This is a genomic window from Pseudomonas sp. 13B_3.2_Bac1, from assembly GCF_025466205.1.
Lineage (GTDB): Bacteria > Pseudomonadota > Gammaproteobacteria > Pseudomonadales > Pseudomonadaceae > Aquipseudomonas > Aquipseudomonas fluorescens_H.
Genome location: NZ_JANLOG010000103.1, coordinates 12317 through 30012, shown reverse-complemented (window position 1 = coordinate 30012; position 17696 = coordinate 12317). Strand labels below are relative to the sequence as shown.

The following is a 17696-nucleotide window of genomic DNA, read 5'->3' as shown; positions in this document are numbered from 1 at the left end:
GGTTACTGGGCGTGATCGTGTGCCTGGGTTTCTTGCGGAGGTTTCTTCTGCACCGCGACCTCGACGGTCACGTCACCGGCCTTCTCGAAATGCAGGGTCAGCGGGAAGCGTTTGCCGTCGCTGAGCAGACTGCGGTCTTTCGGGTTGAGCAGCATCACGTGATAGGCCATCGGTGCGAACGTCACCGTGCCGCCGGCAGGAATCACCACGTCGGGCACCTGCTGCATTTTCATCAGGTCGCCCTGCATCACATGTTCGTGCAGTTGCGCTTCGGCGGTGATCGGCGAGTCGACGCTGAGCAGGCGGTCGTCGGTCTTGCCGGGATTGCTGATCACGAAATAAGCCGCGACGGTCGGCGCGTTGGGCGGCAGCTCCTGCGACCAAGGATGAGCGATTTCCAGCTCGCCGGCCTTGTATTCGTGGGCATGGGCGAAGCACGCAGGCAGCAACAGCGCAGCGATGACGATGAGTTTGTTCAACATGGCAGTTCTCCGGAACGATATGAAACGCAGGTCAATTGCGAGACAGATCAGACCAGAGGCGAGGCGCGGGGATTGAGGCTCGGCCATTGCTGGCGCGGTGTCGGTGTTTGCAACGAGGGCGGCGCCACGCTGCGATTGCTTTCGTAGCGGGCGAAATACAGCTGCGGCGTATGGCCCGGCAACGCCACCAGCGGCGCGGAACCCGAGCAACACCAGCAATGCTGCATGTTGGAATGGCTGTCGTTGGACGGGGCTTTCTGCTCCGTGGTGCCGATGTTGATCGCCACCATCTTCGTCCCGCTACCGGTGCAGAAACTGCTCCACAGCAACTGTTCGGCCGGTGAATTGGCCGCCTGCGCCATCGCCCCGGTCATCGGCATGGCGAGCATGTTGAACAGCACTGCGAAGCAGGCGATCCAGGCAAATGCGAGCCGGTGTCGGTTCATGGGACAGATCCGTTGGGTGGACGATCAGGCGCGGCTATTTAGCCTGATCAGGGCCGATAAGTAAAAAGGCGTCGTGCGGTTTGGTGTCGCAGATCAATCAAACCGCGACGGCGTGCAATCTCAAACCCAAAGCCTTCATGACCTTCATGATAGTTGCGAATTCGGGGTTACCAGTGCTGCTCAGCGCTTTATACAGACTTTCACGACCCAGGCCGGCATCACGTGCCACTTGGGTCATGCCCTGGGCTCGGGCTATGTCATTCAGTGCTGCACGAATGAGGACGCCATCGCCTTCATCATCGTCAAAGCAAGCGTCCAGATAAGCCGCCATGTCCTCGGGGGTTTTAAGGTACTCGGCGGCGTCGAAACGGGTGAATTTTTCGGTCATGACTTACTCCTCATTACCGATGCTATGTGCCATTTGTACGGCGCGCTTGATATCACGCCGTTGTGTCGATTTGTCGCCCCCGATTAACAGCAGATAAATCACTTCGTCTCGACGAGTGAAGTACATCCTGTAACCAGGGCCGTAGTGAACACGCATTTCGTAAACGGTGTCACCGACAAATCCGCAATCGCCAAAGTTGCCATGTTCGGCTGCTCGAAGTCTGGAGATGATTCGGCCTTTGCCGATGATGTCTTTCAACGAGTCGAGCCATTCGGAAAATATACGGGATCGTTCGAGTTCGATCATGTCAGGATCGTATTCCTTGGGATACAGACTGGCAAGCCGCTTTTTGACGGTTGTCTGCCTGTATGGATTAAAGGAACCGAAGTATTGGGTGAGGGAATAGCGAAGAACAGTCGGCTGCTTCCTCAAAACAGGCCGGCTAATTCGCAGATTAAATCGAAATCAGGAAAAGTCTGACGTCAGCAGTGCATTAAGGACTTCAGACGTAGATCCAAACTCCCGATCAACCCCCGGCAAGACTGGCCGCTTCAACACAAGCACCGGTACCCCCAACTCGCGCGCCACTTCCAGTTTCGGCTCGGTCGCGGTGCTGCCGCTGTTCTTGCTGATCAGCACATCGATCTGCCGGCGTTCGAACAGTGCGCGTTCTTCTTCAAGCAGAAATGGCCCACGGGCGCCGATGACTTCGCAGCGTTCGTTGCCGGGGTAGACGTCGAGGGCGCGCAGGGTCCAGAACTGGTTGGCAGGGATTTCGTCGAGGTGTTGCAGTGGTTCGCGGCCGAGGGTGAACAGTGGGCGGCGGAACGGTTTGAGAGCTTCGCTCAGTTCGGCCCAGTCGCTGACTTCGCGCCAGTCGTCACCGGCCTGCGCCTGCCACGCGGGGCGGCGCAGGGCCCAGCAGGGGATGCCGGACAGTTGCGCGGCGCGGGCGGCGTTGTGGCTGATTTGTGCGGCGTAGGGGTGAGTGGCGTCGAGCAGCAGGTCGATGCCTTCAGCGCCGATAAACTTCGCCAGACCTTCGGCGCCGCCGTAGCCGCCGACCCGCACCTGGCAGCTCAGATCAGTCGGCACCCGGCCCACGCCCGCCAGGCTGTAAATGTGTTCTGGCCCCAGCGTGCGGGCGATGGCCAGCGCTTCGGTGACGCCACCGAGCAACAGAATACGTTTCATGCAAAACCTCCGGCATGGCCGACGATGCCGCCCTGACGATCAATCGCAAACACCTCGACCTGCACCTGCGCCGGCACCACGCTGCGGGCGAAATTCAGCGCGTGGCGGCAGACCTCATCGCCGAGGGCAATGCCCGCCGCGCTGGCCATCGCCAAGGCCTGCTGACTGGTGTTCGCTTCACGAATGCTCTGCTGCAACGCCTGATCAGCGCCAATCGCCGCCGCCCATTCAGCCAGTTGCGGCAGGTCGATACTGGAATGCCGCGAGTGCAGATCCATGTGCCCGGCCGCCAGTTTGCTGATCTTGCCAAAGCCGCCGCACAGGCTGAGTTTATCCACCGGCACTTTGCGCAGATGCTTGAGCACCGCGCCGACAAAGTCGCCCATTTCGATCAGGGCGATTTCCGGCAGGTCGTAGACCCGGCGCATGGTGTCTTCGCTGGCGTTGCCGGTGCACGCGGCGATGTGCCGATAGCCGTTGGTTTTCGCCACGTCGATGCCCTGATGGATCGAGGCGATGTACGCCGCGCAGGAAAACGGCCGGACGATGCCGCTGGTGCCGAGGATCGACAGGCCGCCAAGAATGCCCAGGCGCGGGTTCATGGTTTTCAGCGCCAGCGCTTCGCCGCCTTCGACATTGACAGTGATCTCGAAACCGCCGCCATAACCGCTTTCGGCGGCGAGCAGGCTCAGGTGATCGCTGATCATCTTGCGCGGCACCGGATTGATCGCCGGCTCACCGACGCCGAGCACCAATCCCGGCCGGGTCACGGTGCCGACGCCTGCGCCCGCGATGAAGCGAATCCCCGGCTCGGCCAGCAGCCGCACTTGCGAATAGAGCAGCGCACCGTGCGTTACGTCCGGGTCGTCGCCCGCATCCTTGATCGTCCCGGCCTCGGCGCCGTCGGCGGTCAAGCGGCAGAACTCCAGGCGCATCTGCACTTGCTTGCCTTTGGGCAAAACGATTTGCACTGCATCCGCCGACGTGCCGCCAAGCAGCAGGCGTGCCGCGGCGAGGCTGGTGGCGGTGGCGCAGCTGCCGGTGGTCAGGCCGCTGCGCAGGGGCGCGGGTTGTTCGGCGGTTTCGTCACGCATCGAAGGGTTTAACCAGATCCAGCAGGGTGATCGGCAGCGCCTGACGCCAGGTGTCGAACTCGCCCAGCGGTTGCGCCTGGGCGACATGGATACGGGTCAGTTCGCCGCCATGGCGTTCGCGCCAGTTCATCAGGGTGACTTCGCTTTGCAGGGTCACGGCGTTGGCCACCAGTCGGCCACCGGGCTTGAGTTGATCCCAGCAGGTTTCAAACACGCCTTCACGGGTCACGCCGCCGCCGATGAAGATCGCGTCGGGTCGCTCCAGCCCGGCAAGTGCCTGCGGCGCACGGCCACGCACCAATTGCAGGCCGGGTACGCCCAGCGCGTCGCGGTTGTGTTCGATCAAGGCCTGTCGGCCTGCGTCCGCCTCGATGGCGATGGCGCGGCAGCTGGGGTGCGCGCGCATCCATTCGATGCCGATCGAGCCGCAACCGCCGCCGACATCCCACAGCAGTTCGCCGGGGATCGGCGCGAGGCGGGCGAGGGTGATGGCGCGTACATCGCGTTTGGTCTGTTGGCCGTCGTGCTGGAATGCCGAGTCGGGCAGTCCGGCCAGACGCGACAGACGCGGTGCCAGCGCATCGGCCAGGCATTCGATGGCAATCACATTCAGATCGGCAATCGTTGGCTCATTCCAGTCATTGGCAGTACCGTCGATGCGCCGCTCGGCGTCGCCGCCCAAGTGCTCCAGAACGCTCAGGCGACTGCCACCAAAACCGCGCTCACGCAGCAGCGCCGCGACTGCCGCCGGACTTTGTCGGTCATTGCTCAGCAACAACAGGCGCACCCCGCTGAACAGGTGCGCATTGAGTGCTGCCAGCGGCCGTGCGACCAGCGACAGTGTCACGACATCCTGCAACGGCCAGCCGAGGCGTGCAGCGGCCAGCGAACAGGACGATGGCGCTGGCAGGATCAGCATCTCGGCGCTCGGCACGTGGCGCGCAAGGCTGGCGCCGACGCCATAGAACATTGGATCACCGCTGGCCAGCACGCACACGGCTGCGCTGCGCTGCTCCAGTACTGGCGCGAGAGAAAACGGACTCGGCCACAGTTCGCGTTCGCCGCGTATGCACACCGGCAGCAAGTCCAGTTGCCGCTGGCCGCCGATGATCCGCGAGGCGCTCATAAGGGCGCGCCGGGCGTTTTTGCCCAGGCCCTTGAAGCCGTCTTCACCGATTCCCACAACCGTCAGCCAGGGTGTCATGCCGTTCCTTAATTCAGGGTATATCTTCAAGGGCGGCATGATAACGCGGCTGCCGGCATCTGACGCAGGTCTGTCGTCGCGGCGTGTTGACAGCGGCACGGAAACTTGATGTTGAGCAAAAGTACTTTGTTCAACGAGTGTTTTTGTTAGTTTGGTTCAAGTCAGCACTTGTGAGTAAGTCTGGCACCATAAAACCTATAACTTTAAATCAATGCCAAATTGGCAGGAGATGATATGGATATCAGTTCCAGTACACGTTCAAATCAGAATAATGCAATGGCCGTTAACAATATGTTATTCACCGGCCTGGAAGGTCGGGCCGAGGCCGATAACAACTTTGTGAAGAACTGCATTTATCTCGCGCAGATCAAGGCGGACAGTGTTTATAACAGCAACACTCAGCCGGCGCAGTGGTTCGATCATTTTGCCGGGGTCCTCTGGTCGTACGACTGGGTCCCTGAGGAGCAACCGGCGGTGCTGGTCCGGACGGAGTTTTCGGGAAGTGTGCAGGAGGCATGGCGGCGGTTGGCAGCACCCTTGCTCGCGCGCTCTCAATTAGAGCAGGTTGAAACAGGGCTGAAAGCGCTGGAAAAAGATGCAGCACTGCTGCAAAGGTTTACCGCCCTGAGTGGCAAAACCTTCACCTCGCATATTTTGCCGGTCAGCCAGAACGCCAGCGGCGAACTGGTCGTGGTGCTCAGCCATATTCGCTTTATCAAGTTGGTATTGAGTACCAACTATCTGTTCTGGCAGGTTCATCAGCCGATGTCGCAACTGGACATCCGCGCGAGAAAACTGGTGATCACGCGCCGGGCGATGGATGCCCGACGGGCAAGCGTGGAGCAAGCCATTCGCAAGAGTGCGTCCAGATTTGAGGAATACGAGCTCTGAGGCAGCGCCAGGCGGCGAGATTTGCAGCCTGGCTGCAGTTTCCGACCGGCAGGCATTTTCATGCGCTCGGGCAAAGCAGGCATAATGGCGACCTTTCGCCCACCACAGCGCTGCCAGCCAGCCGGTCATCCCTTGAACGAACGCCCTATGTCCACCGCTTTACGCCCCTCGGCTTGCCCGGGGTTGCTGCGTATTGTCCAGGCGCTGGACGGCGGCATCTGCCGGATCAAGCTCAATGGCGGCTCGATCAGTGCCGATCAGGCTGACGCGGTGGCCGATGCCGCCGAGCGTTTCGCCAGTGGCGCGATCGAAGCGACCAACCGCGCCAATCTGCAGATTCGCGGCATTGGCGAGCAGTCCGCAGCGTTGATCGACAGCTTGCTGACCGCCGGCCTGGGGCCGCAAACCGCCGCGGGCGACGATGTGCGCAACCTGATGCTCAGCCCGAGTGCCGGCATCGATCGGCAACTGCAATTCAACACTCGGCCACTGGCGGAGCAGATTCTGGCGACCCTGCAAACGCACCCACGTTTTCACGAGTTGAGCGCCAAGTTTGCCGTGCAACTGGACGGCGGAGAGGCATTGGCGATGCTCGAACATCCGCATGATCTGTGGCTGTCGGCGTTCGAACGTGACGGTGAAATGCTCCTGGCGTTCGGTCTGGCTGGCTGCCCGACAGATCGTGCGGTCGGCGCCGTGACCGTGGAAAACGGCCATGCGCTGGTGGTCGCGGTGCTGGAATTGTTCCTTGAACTGGCTCGGCCGGAGCAGACGCGCATGCGCCATTTGCTCGATGAATGGCCGATGCTGGCCTTTCTCGAACAGTTGCGCGAACGCGTGGCGATCAAAGCCGCCATTGCCCGACAGCGCACGCCGCTGGCGGATGCGCTGCACATCGGTGTGCACGCGCAAAACGCTGACGACCGGGTGTATGTCGGTGCGGTGCCGGCGCTCGGTCGTCTCGATCCGGCCATGCTGCGTGGTGCGGCCCGATTGGCCCGTGAGTTCGGTGATGGCAGCCTGCGTTTCACCCCCTGGCAAAGTCTGCTGTTGCCGAACGTGAAGTCCACCGACGCTGCGCAAGTCCTGCAACACCTGGCGCAGATGCACTGGCTGACGGATGCCGGCGAGCCGTTGTCCCGGCTGATCGCCTGCACCGGCTCCAGCGGCTGCGGCAAAGGCCTGGCCGATACCAAACACGACGCGCGGCGGCTGGCGACGTTGTTGCCACAGGCGCAGCACGTGCACCTGTCCGGTTGCCCGCGTTCTTGCGCCGCGGCCCATCGCACACCGGCAACTTTGCTGGCGGTCAGCCCCGGTTACTACGACCTCTATTTTCGCGATGCAACGCTGCCGGGTTTCGGCACGCTGCACGCACGCAACCTTACTATTGAAGCGGCCGCGATCCTGCTCGACGCCCGCTCACGGAGCCCCCTTGATGCTTGATTACATCCGCGACGGTCAGGAGATCTATCGCAACTCCTTCGCGATCATTCGCAGCGAGGCCAATCTGGCGCGCATCCCGGCCGATCTGGAAAAACTCGCGGTGCGGGTGATCCACGCCTGCGGCATGGTCGAGGCAGTCGATGGTCTGCAGTTCTCCGAGGGCGCCGGCAAGGCCGGGCGCGATGCGCTGGCGGCCGGTGCGCCGATTCTCTGTGATGCGCGGATGGTGTCCGAAGGCGTGACCCGTGCGCGTTTGCCGGCGAACAACCAAGTGATCTGCACCCTGCGCGACGACAGCGTGCCGGAGCTGGCGCGCGAGTTGGGCAACACCCGTTCGGCGGCGGCGCTGGAGCTGTGGCGTCCGCACCTGGAAGGCAGCGTGGTGGTGATCGGCAACGCGCCGACCGCACTGTTCTATCTGCTGGAAATGCTCGATGCCGGCGCACCGAAACCGGCACTGATCCTTGGTTTCCCGGTGGGCTTCGTCGGCGCCGCCGAATCGAAAGCGGCCCTGGCGGCGGACAGTCGTGGCGTACCGTTCGTGATCATGCAGGGCCGGCTCGGCGGCAGCGCCATGGCCGCCGCAGCGGTGAACGCCCTCGCCACGGAGATCGAATGATGCAGGCCAAAGGACGTCTGATCGGCCTCGGCGTGGGCCCCGGTGATCCGGAACTGATTACCGTCAAAGCCCTGCGCCTGCTGCGCGAATCGCCGGTGGTGGCGTACTTCGTCGCCAAGGGCAAGAAGGGCAATGCGTTCGGCATCATCGAAGCGCACCTGCAGGACGCGCAGAATCTGCTGCCGCTGGTGTACCCGGTGACCACCGAAGTGCTGCCGGCGCCACTGTCTTATGAACAAGTGATCAGCGACTTCTACGATGACGCCGCCGAAGAAGTCGCGGCGCATCTGGACGCCGGGCGCGACGTCGCGGTGATCTGTGAAGGCGACCCGTTCTTCTACGGTTCCTACATGTATCTGCATGATCGGTTGTCCACGCGCTACGACGCCGAAGTGGTGCCGGGCGTGTGCTCGATGCTCGGCGGCGCCTCGGTGCTCGGTGCGCCGCTGGTGTATCGCAACCAGAGCCTGTCGGTGCTCTCCGGCGTATTGCCGCATGAGGATCTGAAGCGACGTCTGGCCGACGCCGATGCGGCGGTGATCATGAAGCTGGGGCGCAACTTTCCCAAAGTTCGTGCGGTACTCGAAGAACTCGGTCTGGCCGAGCGGGCGCTGTACGTCGAACGCGCGACCATGGCCAATCAGAAAATCGTGCCGCTGGATCAGGTCGAGCCGATGTCCTCGCCGTACTTCTCGCTGATCATCGTCCCGGGCGAACGGTGGCAAGGTTGATGACGCCATCCACACCGGCCATTGTCATCCTTGGACAGGGCGCACTCGCCACCGCGCGACGGATCCAGCAGCTGTATCCGACGGCGCAGATCCACGGCCTCGCCGGACGCGTCGAAGGTGCCGACTGCAGCTATCAGGAATTCGGCGCGACCCTGCGTGAGCTGTACCAGCAGGACACGCCGATCATTGCCTTGTGCGCTGCCGGCATTGTCATTCGCACCCTGGCGCCGTTGCTGCTGGAGAAGGGCGCTGAACCGGCAGTACTCGCCGTTGCCGAAGATGGCAGCGCCGTGGTGCCGCTGCTCGGTGGCCTCGGCGGGGTGAATGTCATGGCCCGGGAAATCGGCGCCGCATTGCAGGTCGCAGCGGCGATCACCACCAGTGGCGAATTGCGTTTTGGCACCTGCCTGCTCAATCCACCCAGCGGTTATGCGCTGGCGGATCTGGAGCTGGGCAAGCGTTTCGTTTCCGATCTGCTGGCCGGGCACAGCGTGCGCATCGAAGGGGCGGCGCCGTGGCTGGATCAGGCGCAGCTGCCGCAAGACCCGCAGGCGCAGCGCTCGATTCATGTCGGCAGTGCCGAGCGTGTCGCCAGCGCCAACGAGTTGCTGATCTATCCGCGCAGCGTGGCGGTGGCCGTGAGCGCGCAGCTAGACGATCTGCCGAATGCTGTCCGCGCCGCGTTGCAGCAGGCCAGGGTTGCGCAGCAGTCGCTGGCCTGTCTGCTGGCGGCTGACACTGAAATGGCCTCGGCCAGACTGCGTGAAGCGGCCCTCGAACTGGGTGTGCCGCTGCGCTTTGTCGCCGCGCAAAAAGACCTCGGCGAGCTCGCCCGTCAGGCACTGCCACAGGCCACGATCAGCAGTGCCAACGGCCTGGCGATTGCCCTCGCCGAGCAACCGCTGGACGTCGCGCAGATCGGTCGTCAGCGTGGGCGCCTGGCGGTGATCGGCCTCGGCCCCGGCGCTGCCGAATTGATGGTGCCTGCGGTCAAGGCGGAACTGGCGCGGGCCACCGATGTGCTCGGCTACGAAACCTACGTGCGTATGGCCGGCCCGTTTCGCGACGATCAGGTGCAGCATTGCACCGACAACCGCGAAGAAATGCAGCGCGCCCGCCACGCCTTCCGGCTGGCAGCCGAGGGCCGTTCGGTGATTGTGGTCTCGTCCGGTGACCCCGGCGTGTTCGCCATGGCCGCGGCGGTGCTCGAAGCGTTGCACGAGTCGAGCGATCCGGCCTGGCACAGCGTCGAACTGGAAATCCTGCCGGGGGTGTCCGCCTCGCTCGCCACGGCTGCGCAAGCGGGTGCGCCGCTGGGGCATGACTTCTGCGTGATGTCGCTGTCGGACAACCTCAAGCCGTGGTCGATCATCGAGAAGCGTCTGGATCTGGCGTCCGCAGCCGATCTGGCCCTGGCCTTCTACAACCCGATCTCCCGGGCGCGTCCGTGGCAACTGGGCCGGGCCCTGGAAATCGTCGCGCAACATCGCAGCGCGGCGACGCCAGTGGTGTTGGGGCGCGACATTGGCCGGCCGGGGCAAACCCTGCGCGTGACCACGCTGGGGCAACTGACCCCCGATCAGGTGGACATGCGCACCATGGTGTTGATCGGTTCCTCGACCACTTGCACCTTTGCCAAAGCGGACGGTGGCGAGTGGGTCTACACGCCGCGTTGGTACGGCGAAAAGCCGCAATCGTGAGTGCTGGGGCGGGTGCGTGGTCCCTCGCCATAGCCGATGTCCCGCGTGGATTCTGTGAAATGCTCCGCGTCTGACTTTTCAACCTGACTTGTACGATTTGCTCCGCGTCTACGTGAGAGCTTTCCTGTTGCTTACATTCTGTCCGACTTATCCTGAATCCTCTAAGACCTGTACCAAAGTTAAAACTAAGGTAATGACGGGACTTGGTAAGTTGCGTTGATTCATATCGGGGTTACCAGCAATAAATTGTTGCTGTTACAGGTGTTGCCAGTTGTTTTTTAGTTGTCTGTTTTGACATGTATTGAATGTTTTGCAGTTTGAGCCCTGATTCGCCAGTGGTTAGTTTGGCGGCCATGGAAAGTGCCAGCAGGCACACATGTCGGCTCAGGGCAAAGGAGAAACTTTCATGCAGGATCAGAGACTTCAAGACGCCAGTGGTTATGTGAATTTCATCAACCTGTTCAAACAGGCGGATCTGGAACAGGCCCTGTTGGCGCACCGCGACAGTGATGCCTGGCAGTCAGTCTGGCGTTATTACTTTGCATGCATTGGTCTGCTCGATTCGCCCCGATTGATCGAACCCCTGGCATTGCTCAAACAATCGCTGGGGCAGTTGCTCGGGCTGTCGCGCGTGCGCCGCGATGCCGACGACGCGCCAGCACGGCCCCAAGACTTATCGCGGATCTACAGCCGCATCGAGGCCTTCGAAACCCGCCTGCAAAACAGCCAGTCCTATGCCAGGAGCGTGGCCACTGAGGTACCGAAAAATCTGCACTTTGTCTGGCTCGGCGGGGGGCTGGGCCCGATACAACGGGATTATCTCAACGTATGGAAACAGGTCTTGAGCGGGCAGGGCTATCGCCTGCATCTGTGGTACGACAGTGACGCGTTGCTGGCCTGGCAAACCGACAGATTGATCGTTGAGGCCGCCAAGGCTGACGCCATGCAACAGGGTGGCAATCACAGCATTTCCGCAGCGGCTCTGGGCACGTTGTACGAAGAACGCGTGATCGTTCTCAAGCAGCAGATGTTCATGCACATCCAGGCCGCGCTGGAGCAGGGGCTGTCAGCGGATGAAGCGCGGGTCGACCTGTTGGCCCGGGCCTACGGCCAGGACGCCGCAGATCTGGAGACGCGGATCGAACAAAACCGTCGCAGTCTGCTGGATCTCGCGGGCGGCGATCTGCAGTTGCGCGACCTGCATGACCTCGACACACCACTGCAATTGCAGACGATCTACGAGCGCGAGACCCGGTTGCGCGGCAATCTGGCCGCCGCCTCTGATGTGGTGCGGGTCGAGGCCTTGTATAACGAGGGCGGCGCCTATGCCGATGTCGACAATCTGCCGCCGCTGGCCCGGCGCCTGGGGGGCGTCGATATCAGTGGGTTCGGCGGCGATGCGCGTCTGGGCGTCCTGCAACTGTTGCTTGATCACAACCCGCACTGGATGCCTGGACGGCAGACCCGGCGTAACACCTACACCGACTACCTGGACCGCATACCCGCCGAGCATCGCCCCGCGCTTGAGGCCTTTGCCCGGCAACAGCCCGCGCTGAACGAAGTGTTCCAGGCCCCGGCGCAGCTGCTGGCGCGGCCACAGGCCTTGCGAGCCGTTGCCGTACAGAACACGTTGAGCAACTCATTCCTGACGGCCCATGCGCAAGCGCCGATGCTTAGCAGTGTGATCGAGCGGTTTCGGTTCAACTATGAGTCGATCGACGCAACGACCCGCCTTGCTGCCAAGCGTGGTGTCGCCTTGAGCGATTTTGACGGCATGACCGGGCTGGCGCGCGAAGTGCTCGAGCAGGCCTTTGGCCCTCTGGCCGAACTGTCGATGACCGAAGACGTGGCGGCCAGCTTTCTGATGCTGGCCATCGCGGGCTACTTCAGTGACGGCATCCGCCCGCAGAGCGAGGGGACGATTTATCTGACCGGCCCGGCGGCGATGCGCGATGGCATGGCCGATTACGAACGGCAGCACTTTGTCCCGCGAGAAGCGGAAACCCTGCGCCTGGAGGCGGCCATCGAGCCGCTCTGGATAATCAACGACAAGACCGAGGAAGAACAGGATCACTCCTGGAAAGACAACGCCAACGACGATGAACAATGGGTTGTCGACGAGCAGCAACGCTGGCGGCAAGGGCAATACAGCGCGCGCTACAACGGTGATGTGGCGGCCCTGCTGAAACAGCAGAGCGTGCTGTTTGAAGAAGGATGGCCGGTCATCGAAGGCCGGCCGGTGTTGTTGACGGATGTTCTGCAACGGATGATCGACAGGCTCGGGGAACCGTTCGTGGCCGCAATGCGCCGAGGCCATAATGGCGCGCTGGATTTTCCTGCGGGCCCGGGGCTCGATTTCGCCGACCGCCAGGCCATCAAGGCGCAGCCTGCAATGCTGCAAGCGCCGGTGGCGCTGAGCGACGAGCGGGTTCAGGGGCTGGCACTGGATGAATTGCTGAGCAGTATCGCCGAAGGCTCGCTGCAGTTTTTCCAGGTCAGTGCCTTGCAGCGGGTGCTGTTGGGGCAACTGTTGGGCGCGCGCTCACTGGACAATCAAAGCTTCATGGCGGTCGCTGCCGAACTCGACAACCTGGCCAACCGTGTTGCCGAAGTGGGGGCGTCGGTGCGCTACGCGGCCATCGAGCGTCATCTTTATCAACAGCGGGCGACGGCGTTCATGGCCGGTCTGGCCAGCCATGTCGATCAGCCGATGCTGTTGTCGGACAGCGCGCTGACGCTGAAGCGCGCGGCGCTGTCGCAGGCTCACACGCTGTTGCAGTGGGGGCGGCATGTCGGACATATCCAGGAAGTGGCCACTCGCGAGCATCGTGAGCAGGTGATCCTGCGATTGGGGCAGGTGCTGGGGCAAATCGAGGCCAGCGACATCAAGCTGGTGCCTCAGGATCTGTTGCTCAAGGGCCCGGGTGATCCCGGTGGCCGCTGTTATCCGCTTGCGCTGATCATGAGTGCTGCGCTGGAGCACGGTGTTGCCGCATCGCGGCGCTTGCGCGAGCGTTTTTTCCTGGCGACTGTCGAGCCGCACCAGAGCGATTCGAAGGTGTTCCTGGAGGCACTCGAGGAGTTGCAAAGCGTGCAACTGCACGACATCGGCCAGCCCCTGGGGCGTGTCGATCTGCAGCAGCTCGGCAGCACCCTTGAAGCCTACGGCAGCTCGCGCACGCTGATGCTCAACTCGGACAATCACGCCATGCTGCTGGCGAAAACCTTCGACGGCGAACGCGTCACTTATCACTTCTACGATCCCAACTTCGGCGTGTTCGAGTTCAGTGATCCGGCCTTGTTCCGGCGGGCGCTGACCGACCTGTTTCTGAAGCAAGGCCTGGCGAAATACTATGCGGCCTATGGTGACGAGGCGCGCCCGACGTTTGATCTGATCGAGTTGCACGGGCAAAAGATCTCGGCTCTGCAGCTGTCCGCCGGCTTTCGCGTCGGGCAATTGCTGGCGTCCGACAGTGTGCTGCCGGAGCATTCAGGTGGACGGATTCGCCAGCGCCTGAACAGTGCGCGCGGCCAGTCGCTGGTCAGCAATCCGCCTCTGGGGCGCAGTCTGCGCGATCTGGACAGTCATTGGTGGGGACAGCAGATCGCCCACACGACCGACGCCTTGCAGGCGCTGCACAGCTTGGCAAAACCGCTGGTGCCGCTGTTCGAAACCCTTGAGATAACCGCCGATGGCAAATACCGGATCAACCTGATCGACCCGGTGCAGAGCGAGCAGGTGGTGCAGGTGGTCAGCACCGATCATCGTCTGCTGCGGATCAGGCGCTATCTGTCCGAGCAGTTCGCGACCCTCGGCACCCGGCCCTCGCCGGAGTTGATCGAGGCCGGCGCCGTGCACACCCTCAATAGCGGCTTCACGATCCAGGCATTGATGAACGCCTTGCGCGGTCGCGAGGGCGACGGCCGCACATTGACCACTGCCGTGCGGCTGCACGCGTACGTCAATTACGCGCAGCTGGCGCACGGCAATGTCGCGGATGTCGCGGGTCTGATCGCTCTGGTCAGAACCGCGCTAAAGGAAGAGAAGGTCATCGCCCGCACCTGCGCACCGGTGGTTGGCGAGGCGCTGGGGCATGTCGCCAACGAAGGGGTGGGAACGGTGCTGGGGCTGGCGAATGTCGGCTTCGACATCTATCAATTGGCGGCGGCGGACAACGAGCTCGAGCGGGCGCAGTTTGGCACGCAACTGGCGTTCGACTCCGCCAGTCTGGCATTGACCGCTGGTGGTCTGGGTGCGGCCACTGCGGGTGCGGCGACGGCCGCTGCCGTGCTCGGCGGCGCCGGGGTGATCCTCGGTGGACTGGCCGTGGGCGTCGCGGCCCTGGCCCAGGGCTTTGCCAGAATTGCGCAACAGGCGCAGGACGTCGGGCTGTTTTTCGACGATCTGGAGCGGGCCTATCGCGGTGTCGGATATCGCCATGATGCTGCGCAAGGGGGCTGGGTCGTGCACCCTGCGCTGATCGTGCAACGTCTCGATTTCAGCCGCGCCAGCCTGCTGCTCGGCAGCCCGAAGGTGTATCGGTTGCGCGACCATTTCGGGGTGCCGGACTTCAATCCGGATGAGCAACAGGCGCTCGATCTGCGCCGCGAACTGGGGCTTCCCGGTCACCTCAATGTCGAGCTGCCGGGTGGGCAACTGGTCGTCCTGCCGTGTACGCCGATCACGTTCTACGGCTACGAATACAAGGCCTTGCCGTTCTCCAGTCTGCGCCACGACACGGGCTTCGATACCGCTCGCAGGCTGGAAAAAAAGGATAAGGACGGCCAGTGGAAATTCCTCTTTTCGTTCTACTCCTTTCCCACCCACTACATCGTGAATCGCCTGGCACCGTCGTATCGGCCAACGGTGATCGAGGTGCAGCTGGACGCCCGCGAGCGTGCGCTGGCAGTGCCGATGGTCCCGACAGCCTGGCACGATCACCTGACTTACCGGATTGAAGGGGCGGGCGCTGCGTGCTCGCTGATCCTCAATCGCGGCGTCAGTATCGAGTTGCAGGCGCCCAGCCTGCAGCTGTGCCAGTGGAGCCTGGTGGCAACCTGGGCGACCGAGGCGGATGTGCGGGTCGAAGTCGGTGGGGGCCTCTCTGTCGGCGGCGTCAAGGTGACGTTCACCGGCAGGGGGCGCCACGAGGTCATGCTTCAGCTGACAGGGCGCCAACGGTTCAAGGTCAATCGCGCTGGCGGGCGACTGGATATTCTCGAGCAGAGCGCACCTTCCGGTGAGAACGAGCAATCGCTGCTTCTGCATTACCAGGGGCTGGCCCGGGAGCATCGGCTGGGGTTGCCCTACACGCCGGTTCAGCATTTCCCGATTCCGTTTGAGCCCGAGGACCAGCCGCGCTACACCACGGCCTGGTACGACGCTGCAGAGAATCGTTTTCTGTACATCCGCAGCGCAGAGGTGCTGGCCGCGGATGAAGCGTTGCTGGCGGTGGTGGTGAATGATTTTGCCTATTTCTACGAAGCGCAGAACTACGACATCTGGCAGGTCGAAGCGGTCAGCGGATTGCTCAAATACCGTTACCGCCTGCTGGTGCTGGCCGGTGAATGCCACGTGCGACGCATTGATGCCGATGCCCAAGGCGTAATCCATGTCGAGCAGCAATGGGTCGGCGCTGACGGGAAAGTCACGCAGTTCAATTACCTGATCCATGATGGTCGGTTGCAACTGGTGGCGGTGGTCCACGAGCTGGACCGGGAGCTGGGTCGCCAGGTATTTGCCCAGCCGATCCTCGCGCAGTGGTCGGTGGTGTTTGGCGAGTATGGGGTGCTATCGCCGGTGCCCGAGCGTGCTGGGGTCACCACGGTCGACTGGCAACCGGCGGATTACGTGTCCGTCTGCTGGCTGTTCGATGCGCACAAGCGTGACCTGGTGTGGATCCGCAGTCGTGACCGCTTGTGCATTCATCCCTATGCCCCGTATCCGCACACCCGGGGCTGGGCCGATTCGATCAGGCAGCTCGGCGACCTGGTGCTCCTGCCGCTCAGCGATGAACACGATCTGTTTTGCATTTACGACCGGCTGGCGCAGAAGTTGTGCCGGGTGCAACGGACCACGTCCGCCGGCAGCGAGCGCTGGCCGGCGCAGTGGACGCATCAGTGGGTGCAGCCCGCCGGGCTCAAGGACGTAGTGGCGGTTGAGGGTGGGTACCTGGCGCTGACCGACGACGGGCTGTTTTTCAACCTGAGCGCCCAGGGTGAAGCGTTGCTTGGGGGCACTACTGAGCGTTGGCTCAAGGATCGGGCGCAGTGGTGGCAGGCACTGCAAGCGCTGGCGACGCAGTATCCGATCAACAGTTTTGCCATTCTCGGAGTGCGCAATGCCGGCGGTGAGCGCAGCCTGTGCGCCTGGTCTGTGGATAACCGCTTGCTGTTGTGCGATTCGGGCCACGAGCGTGAGATGCGCCTGCTCGGTATCACCCCGGACAATCAGGCAGCGTGGCTGTTCGACGTTGCCAGCGGCGCGATCTGCAGGCAGGTGTTCTTTGACCATCTGCTGCTTGAGCAGGCCTTCGGCAGCGGCGCACAACTGTTGTCGGCCGCCCTGCTGCCGGCGCCGCAGGCCGAGTGGGAGGACTGGCGATTCAGCCGTGTGACCGGTGATGGCGGCGGGCTGCGCGGGACTACGGTCAACGGCGTGTCACTCCTGTTGCGGTCTGAGGAAGCGGAGCGAATCATTGGCGTCGAACAGCGCTGGGTCCGCGAGCACGGCGAACAATGGCTGGCTGCACTGCAGGCCTTGCTCGAGACCGCCGAATATGAGCCGTTCATCGCCGTGGAATCCGGCTCCGGCAGCCTGCAATGGTACGACGTGGCGAATGCGCGGTTGATCCGCGTGGCGGACCAGAATCTGCCACAGGATTGCGAATTGCTCGGCACTCGCCACCGCCATGTGTTGTTGCACGAGCGCCGGGCGCAGCGGGTGGTTGTCTACCCTGGCCACCAGAGTATCGGCCCTTTCGAGTATGTGCAGCGTGACGCCCAGGTCCTGGTGGTCGAGGCGCAGAACAAGGTCGAGGACCTGTTGCCGCTGATTGCCGATGACGTGCGCTGCCTGGTTCTGCGCTTGGGGCAGGGTGATGTGACCTGTCACCTGTCGAAGGCCTGCTGGTTGCGTCTGGATTCGGTGATCGTCGATTGCCGCCACCGTCTGGGCGAGGTGCCGGCGATACCCGGCAAGTTGATCTGGCAGCTGGATGCGCCGCAGCAACTGCAGCTGTCGCAGGTCGGGGAGCATTTGCTCATCGTCGACCCGGACCGCCAACACAGCCTGATCCTGCGTGATGTGTGTTCGAGTGATCCGGCGATGCGTGGCGAGGTGTTCCTCGGATTCGAGGGCGGTCGCTCCTATCCGGTGTCGAGCCTGGTGCAGTGGCTGCGTGACCGCGCAGACGCCGACGGCAGTGTCACGCTTGAACGATTGCTCGACGCCGTGCCGGCGTGACGCACCGCTGTAACTGAAAAGGCCTGCGCAGCTCAC

13 protein-coding genes are annotated in these 17696 nt (G+C 62.8%); 6 read left to right on the top strand and 7 right to left on the bottom strand.

What is annotated here, in order from left to right:
• Positions 1-2 precede the first annotated feature (2 nt).
• The 7 genes from NTD85_RS16050 to cbiE form a co-directional block, all read right to left on the bottom strand.
• The gene (locus NTD85_RS16050) at positions 3-482 is read right to left on the bottom strand and encodes a copper chaperone PCu(A)C (protein ID WP_103485965.1); all 480 of its coding nucleotides are present in this window, start codon (positions 480-482) and stop codon (positions 3-5) included.
• Positions 483-529: 47 nt separating this feature from the next.
• Positions 530-928, bottom strand: coding sequence for a DUF2946 domain-containing protein (locus NTD85_RS16045; protein WP_003221242.1), 399 nt, complete (start codon positions 926-928; stop codon positions 530-532).
• A gap of 97 nt (positions 929-1025) precedes the next feature.
• A complete protein-coding gene (locus tag NTD85_RS16040) occupies positions 1026-1316 on the bottom strand; it encodes an addiction module antidote protein (protein WP_003221244.1) in 291 nt (96 codons plus the stop codon).
• A gap of 3 nt (positions 1317-1319) precedes the next feature.
• Positions 1320-1622, bottom strand: a complete 303-nt coding sequence (locus NTD85_RS16035) for a type II toxin-antitoxin system RelE/ParE family toxin (protein ID WP_003221246.1) — start codon at positions 1620-1622, stop codon at positions 1320-1322.
• Between the two features lie 159 nt (positions 1623-1781).
• A complete protein-coding gene (locus NTD85_RS16030) occupies positions 1782-2510 on the bottom strand; it encodes a cobalt-precorrin-6A reductase (RefSeq protein WP_262142657.1) in 729 nt (242 codons plus the stop codon).
• Positions 2507-3604: a cobalt-precorrin-5B (C(1))-methyltransferase gene (locus NTD85_RS16025; RefSeq protein WP_262142656.1), complete on the bottom strand. Its 1098-nt coding sequence runs from the start codon at positions 3602-3604 to the stop codon at positions 2507-2509. Before NTD85_RS16025 ends, NTD85_RS16030 begins: the two co-directional genes overlap by 4 nt.
• Positions 3597-4808: a precorrin-6y C5,15-methyltransferase (decarboxylating) subunit CbiE gene (gene cbiE / locus NTD85_RS16020; RefSeq protein WP_262142655.1), complete on the bottom strand. Its 1212-nt coding sequence runs from the start codon at positions 4806-4808 to the stop codon at positions 3597-3599. The genes NTD85_RS16025 and cbiE overlap by 8 nt, the downstream gene beginning before the upstream one ends.
• Positions 4809-5042: 234 nt before the next feature.
• Between cbiE and NTD85_RS16015 the strand changes: the two genes are divergently transcribed.
• From NTD85_RS16015 to NTD85_RS15990, 6 genes are all read left to right on the top strand, one after another.
• Positions 5043-5699, top strand: a complete 657-nt coding sequence (locus tag NTD85_RS16015) for a hypothetical protein (protein ID WP_262142654.1) — start codon at positions 5043-5045, stop codon at positions 5697-5699.
• 147 nt (positions 5700-5846) lie between these two features.
• Positions 5847-7145: a precorrin-3B synthase gene (gene cobG, locus NTD85_RS16010; protein ID WP_315975144.1), complete on the top strand. Its 1299-nt coding sequence runs from the start codon at positions 5847-5849 to the stop codon at positions 7143-7145.
• Positions 7138-7764, top strand: coding sequence for a precorrin-8X methylmutase (locus tag NTD85_RS16005; protein ID WP_103520958.1), 627 nt, complete (start codon positions 7138-7140; stop codon positions 7762-7764). Before cobG ends, NTD85_RS16005 begins: the two co-directional genes overlap by 8 nt.
• Positions 7761-8495 carry a precorrin-2 C(20)-methyltransferase gene (locus NTD85_RS16000; RefSeq protein WP_408980417.1) on the top strand — a complete coding sequence of 245 codons (735 nt, stop codon included), beginning with the start codon at positions 7761-7763 and terminating at the stop codon, positions 8493-8495. The genes NTD85_RS16005 and NTD85_RS16000 overlap by 4 nt, the downstream gene beginning before the upstream one ends.
• Complete coding sequence (cobJ, locus tag NTD85_RS15995; RefSeq protein ID WP_262142652.1) at positions 8495-10195, top strand: precorrin-3B C(17)-methyltransferase; 1701 nt, start codon at positions 8495-8497, stop codon at positions 10193-10195. Before NTD85_RS16000 ends, cobJ begins: the two co-directional genes overlap by 1 nt.
• A gap of 406 nt (positions 10196-10601) precedes the next feature.
• Positions 10602-17660, top strand: coding sequence for a TcdA/TcdB pore-forming domain-containing protein (locus tag NTD85_RS15990; protein ID WP_262142651.1), 7059 nt, complete (start codon positions 10602-10604; stop codon positions 17658-17660).
• Positions 17661-17696: the final 36 nt, after the last annotated feature.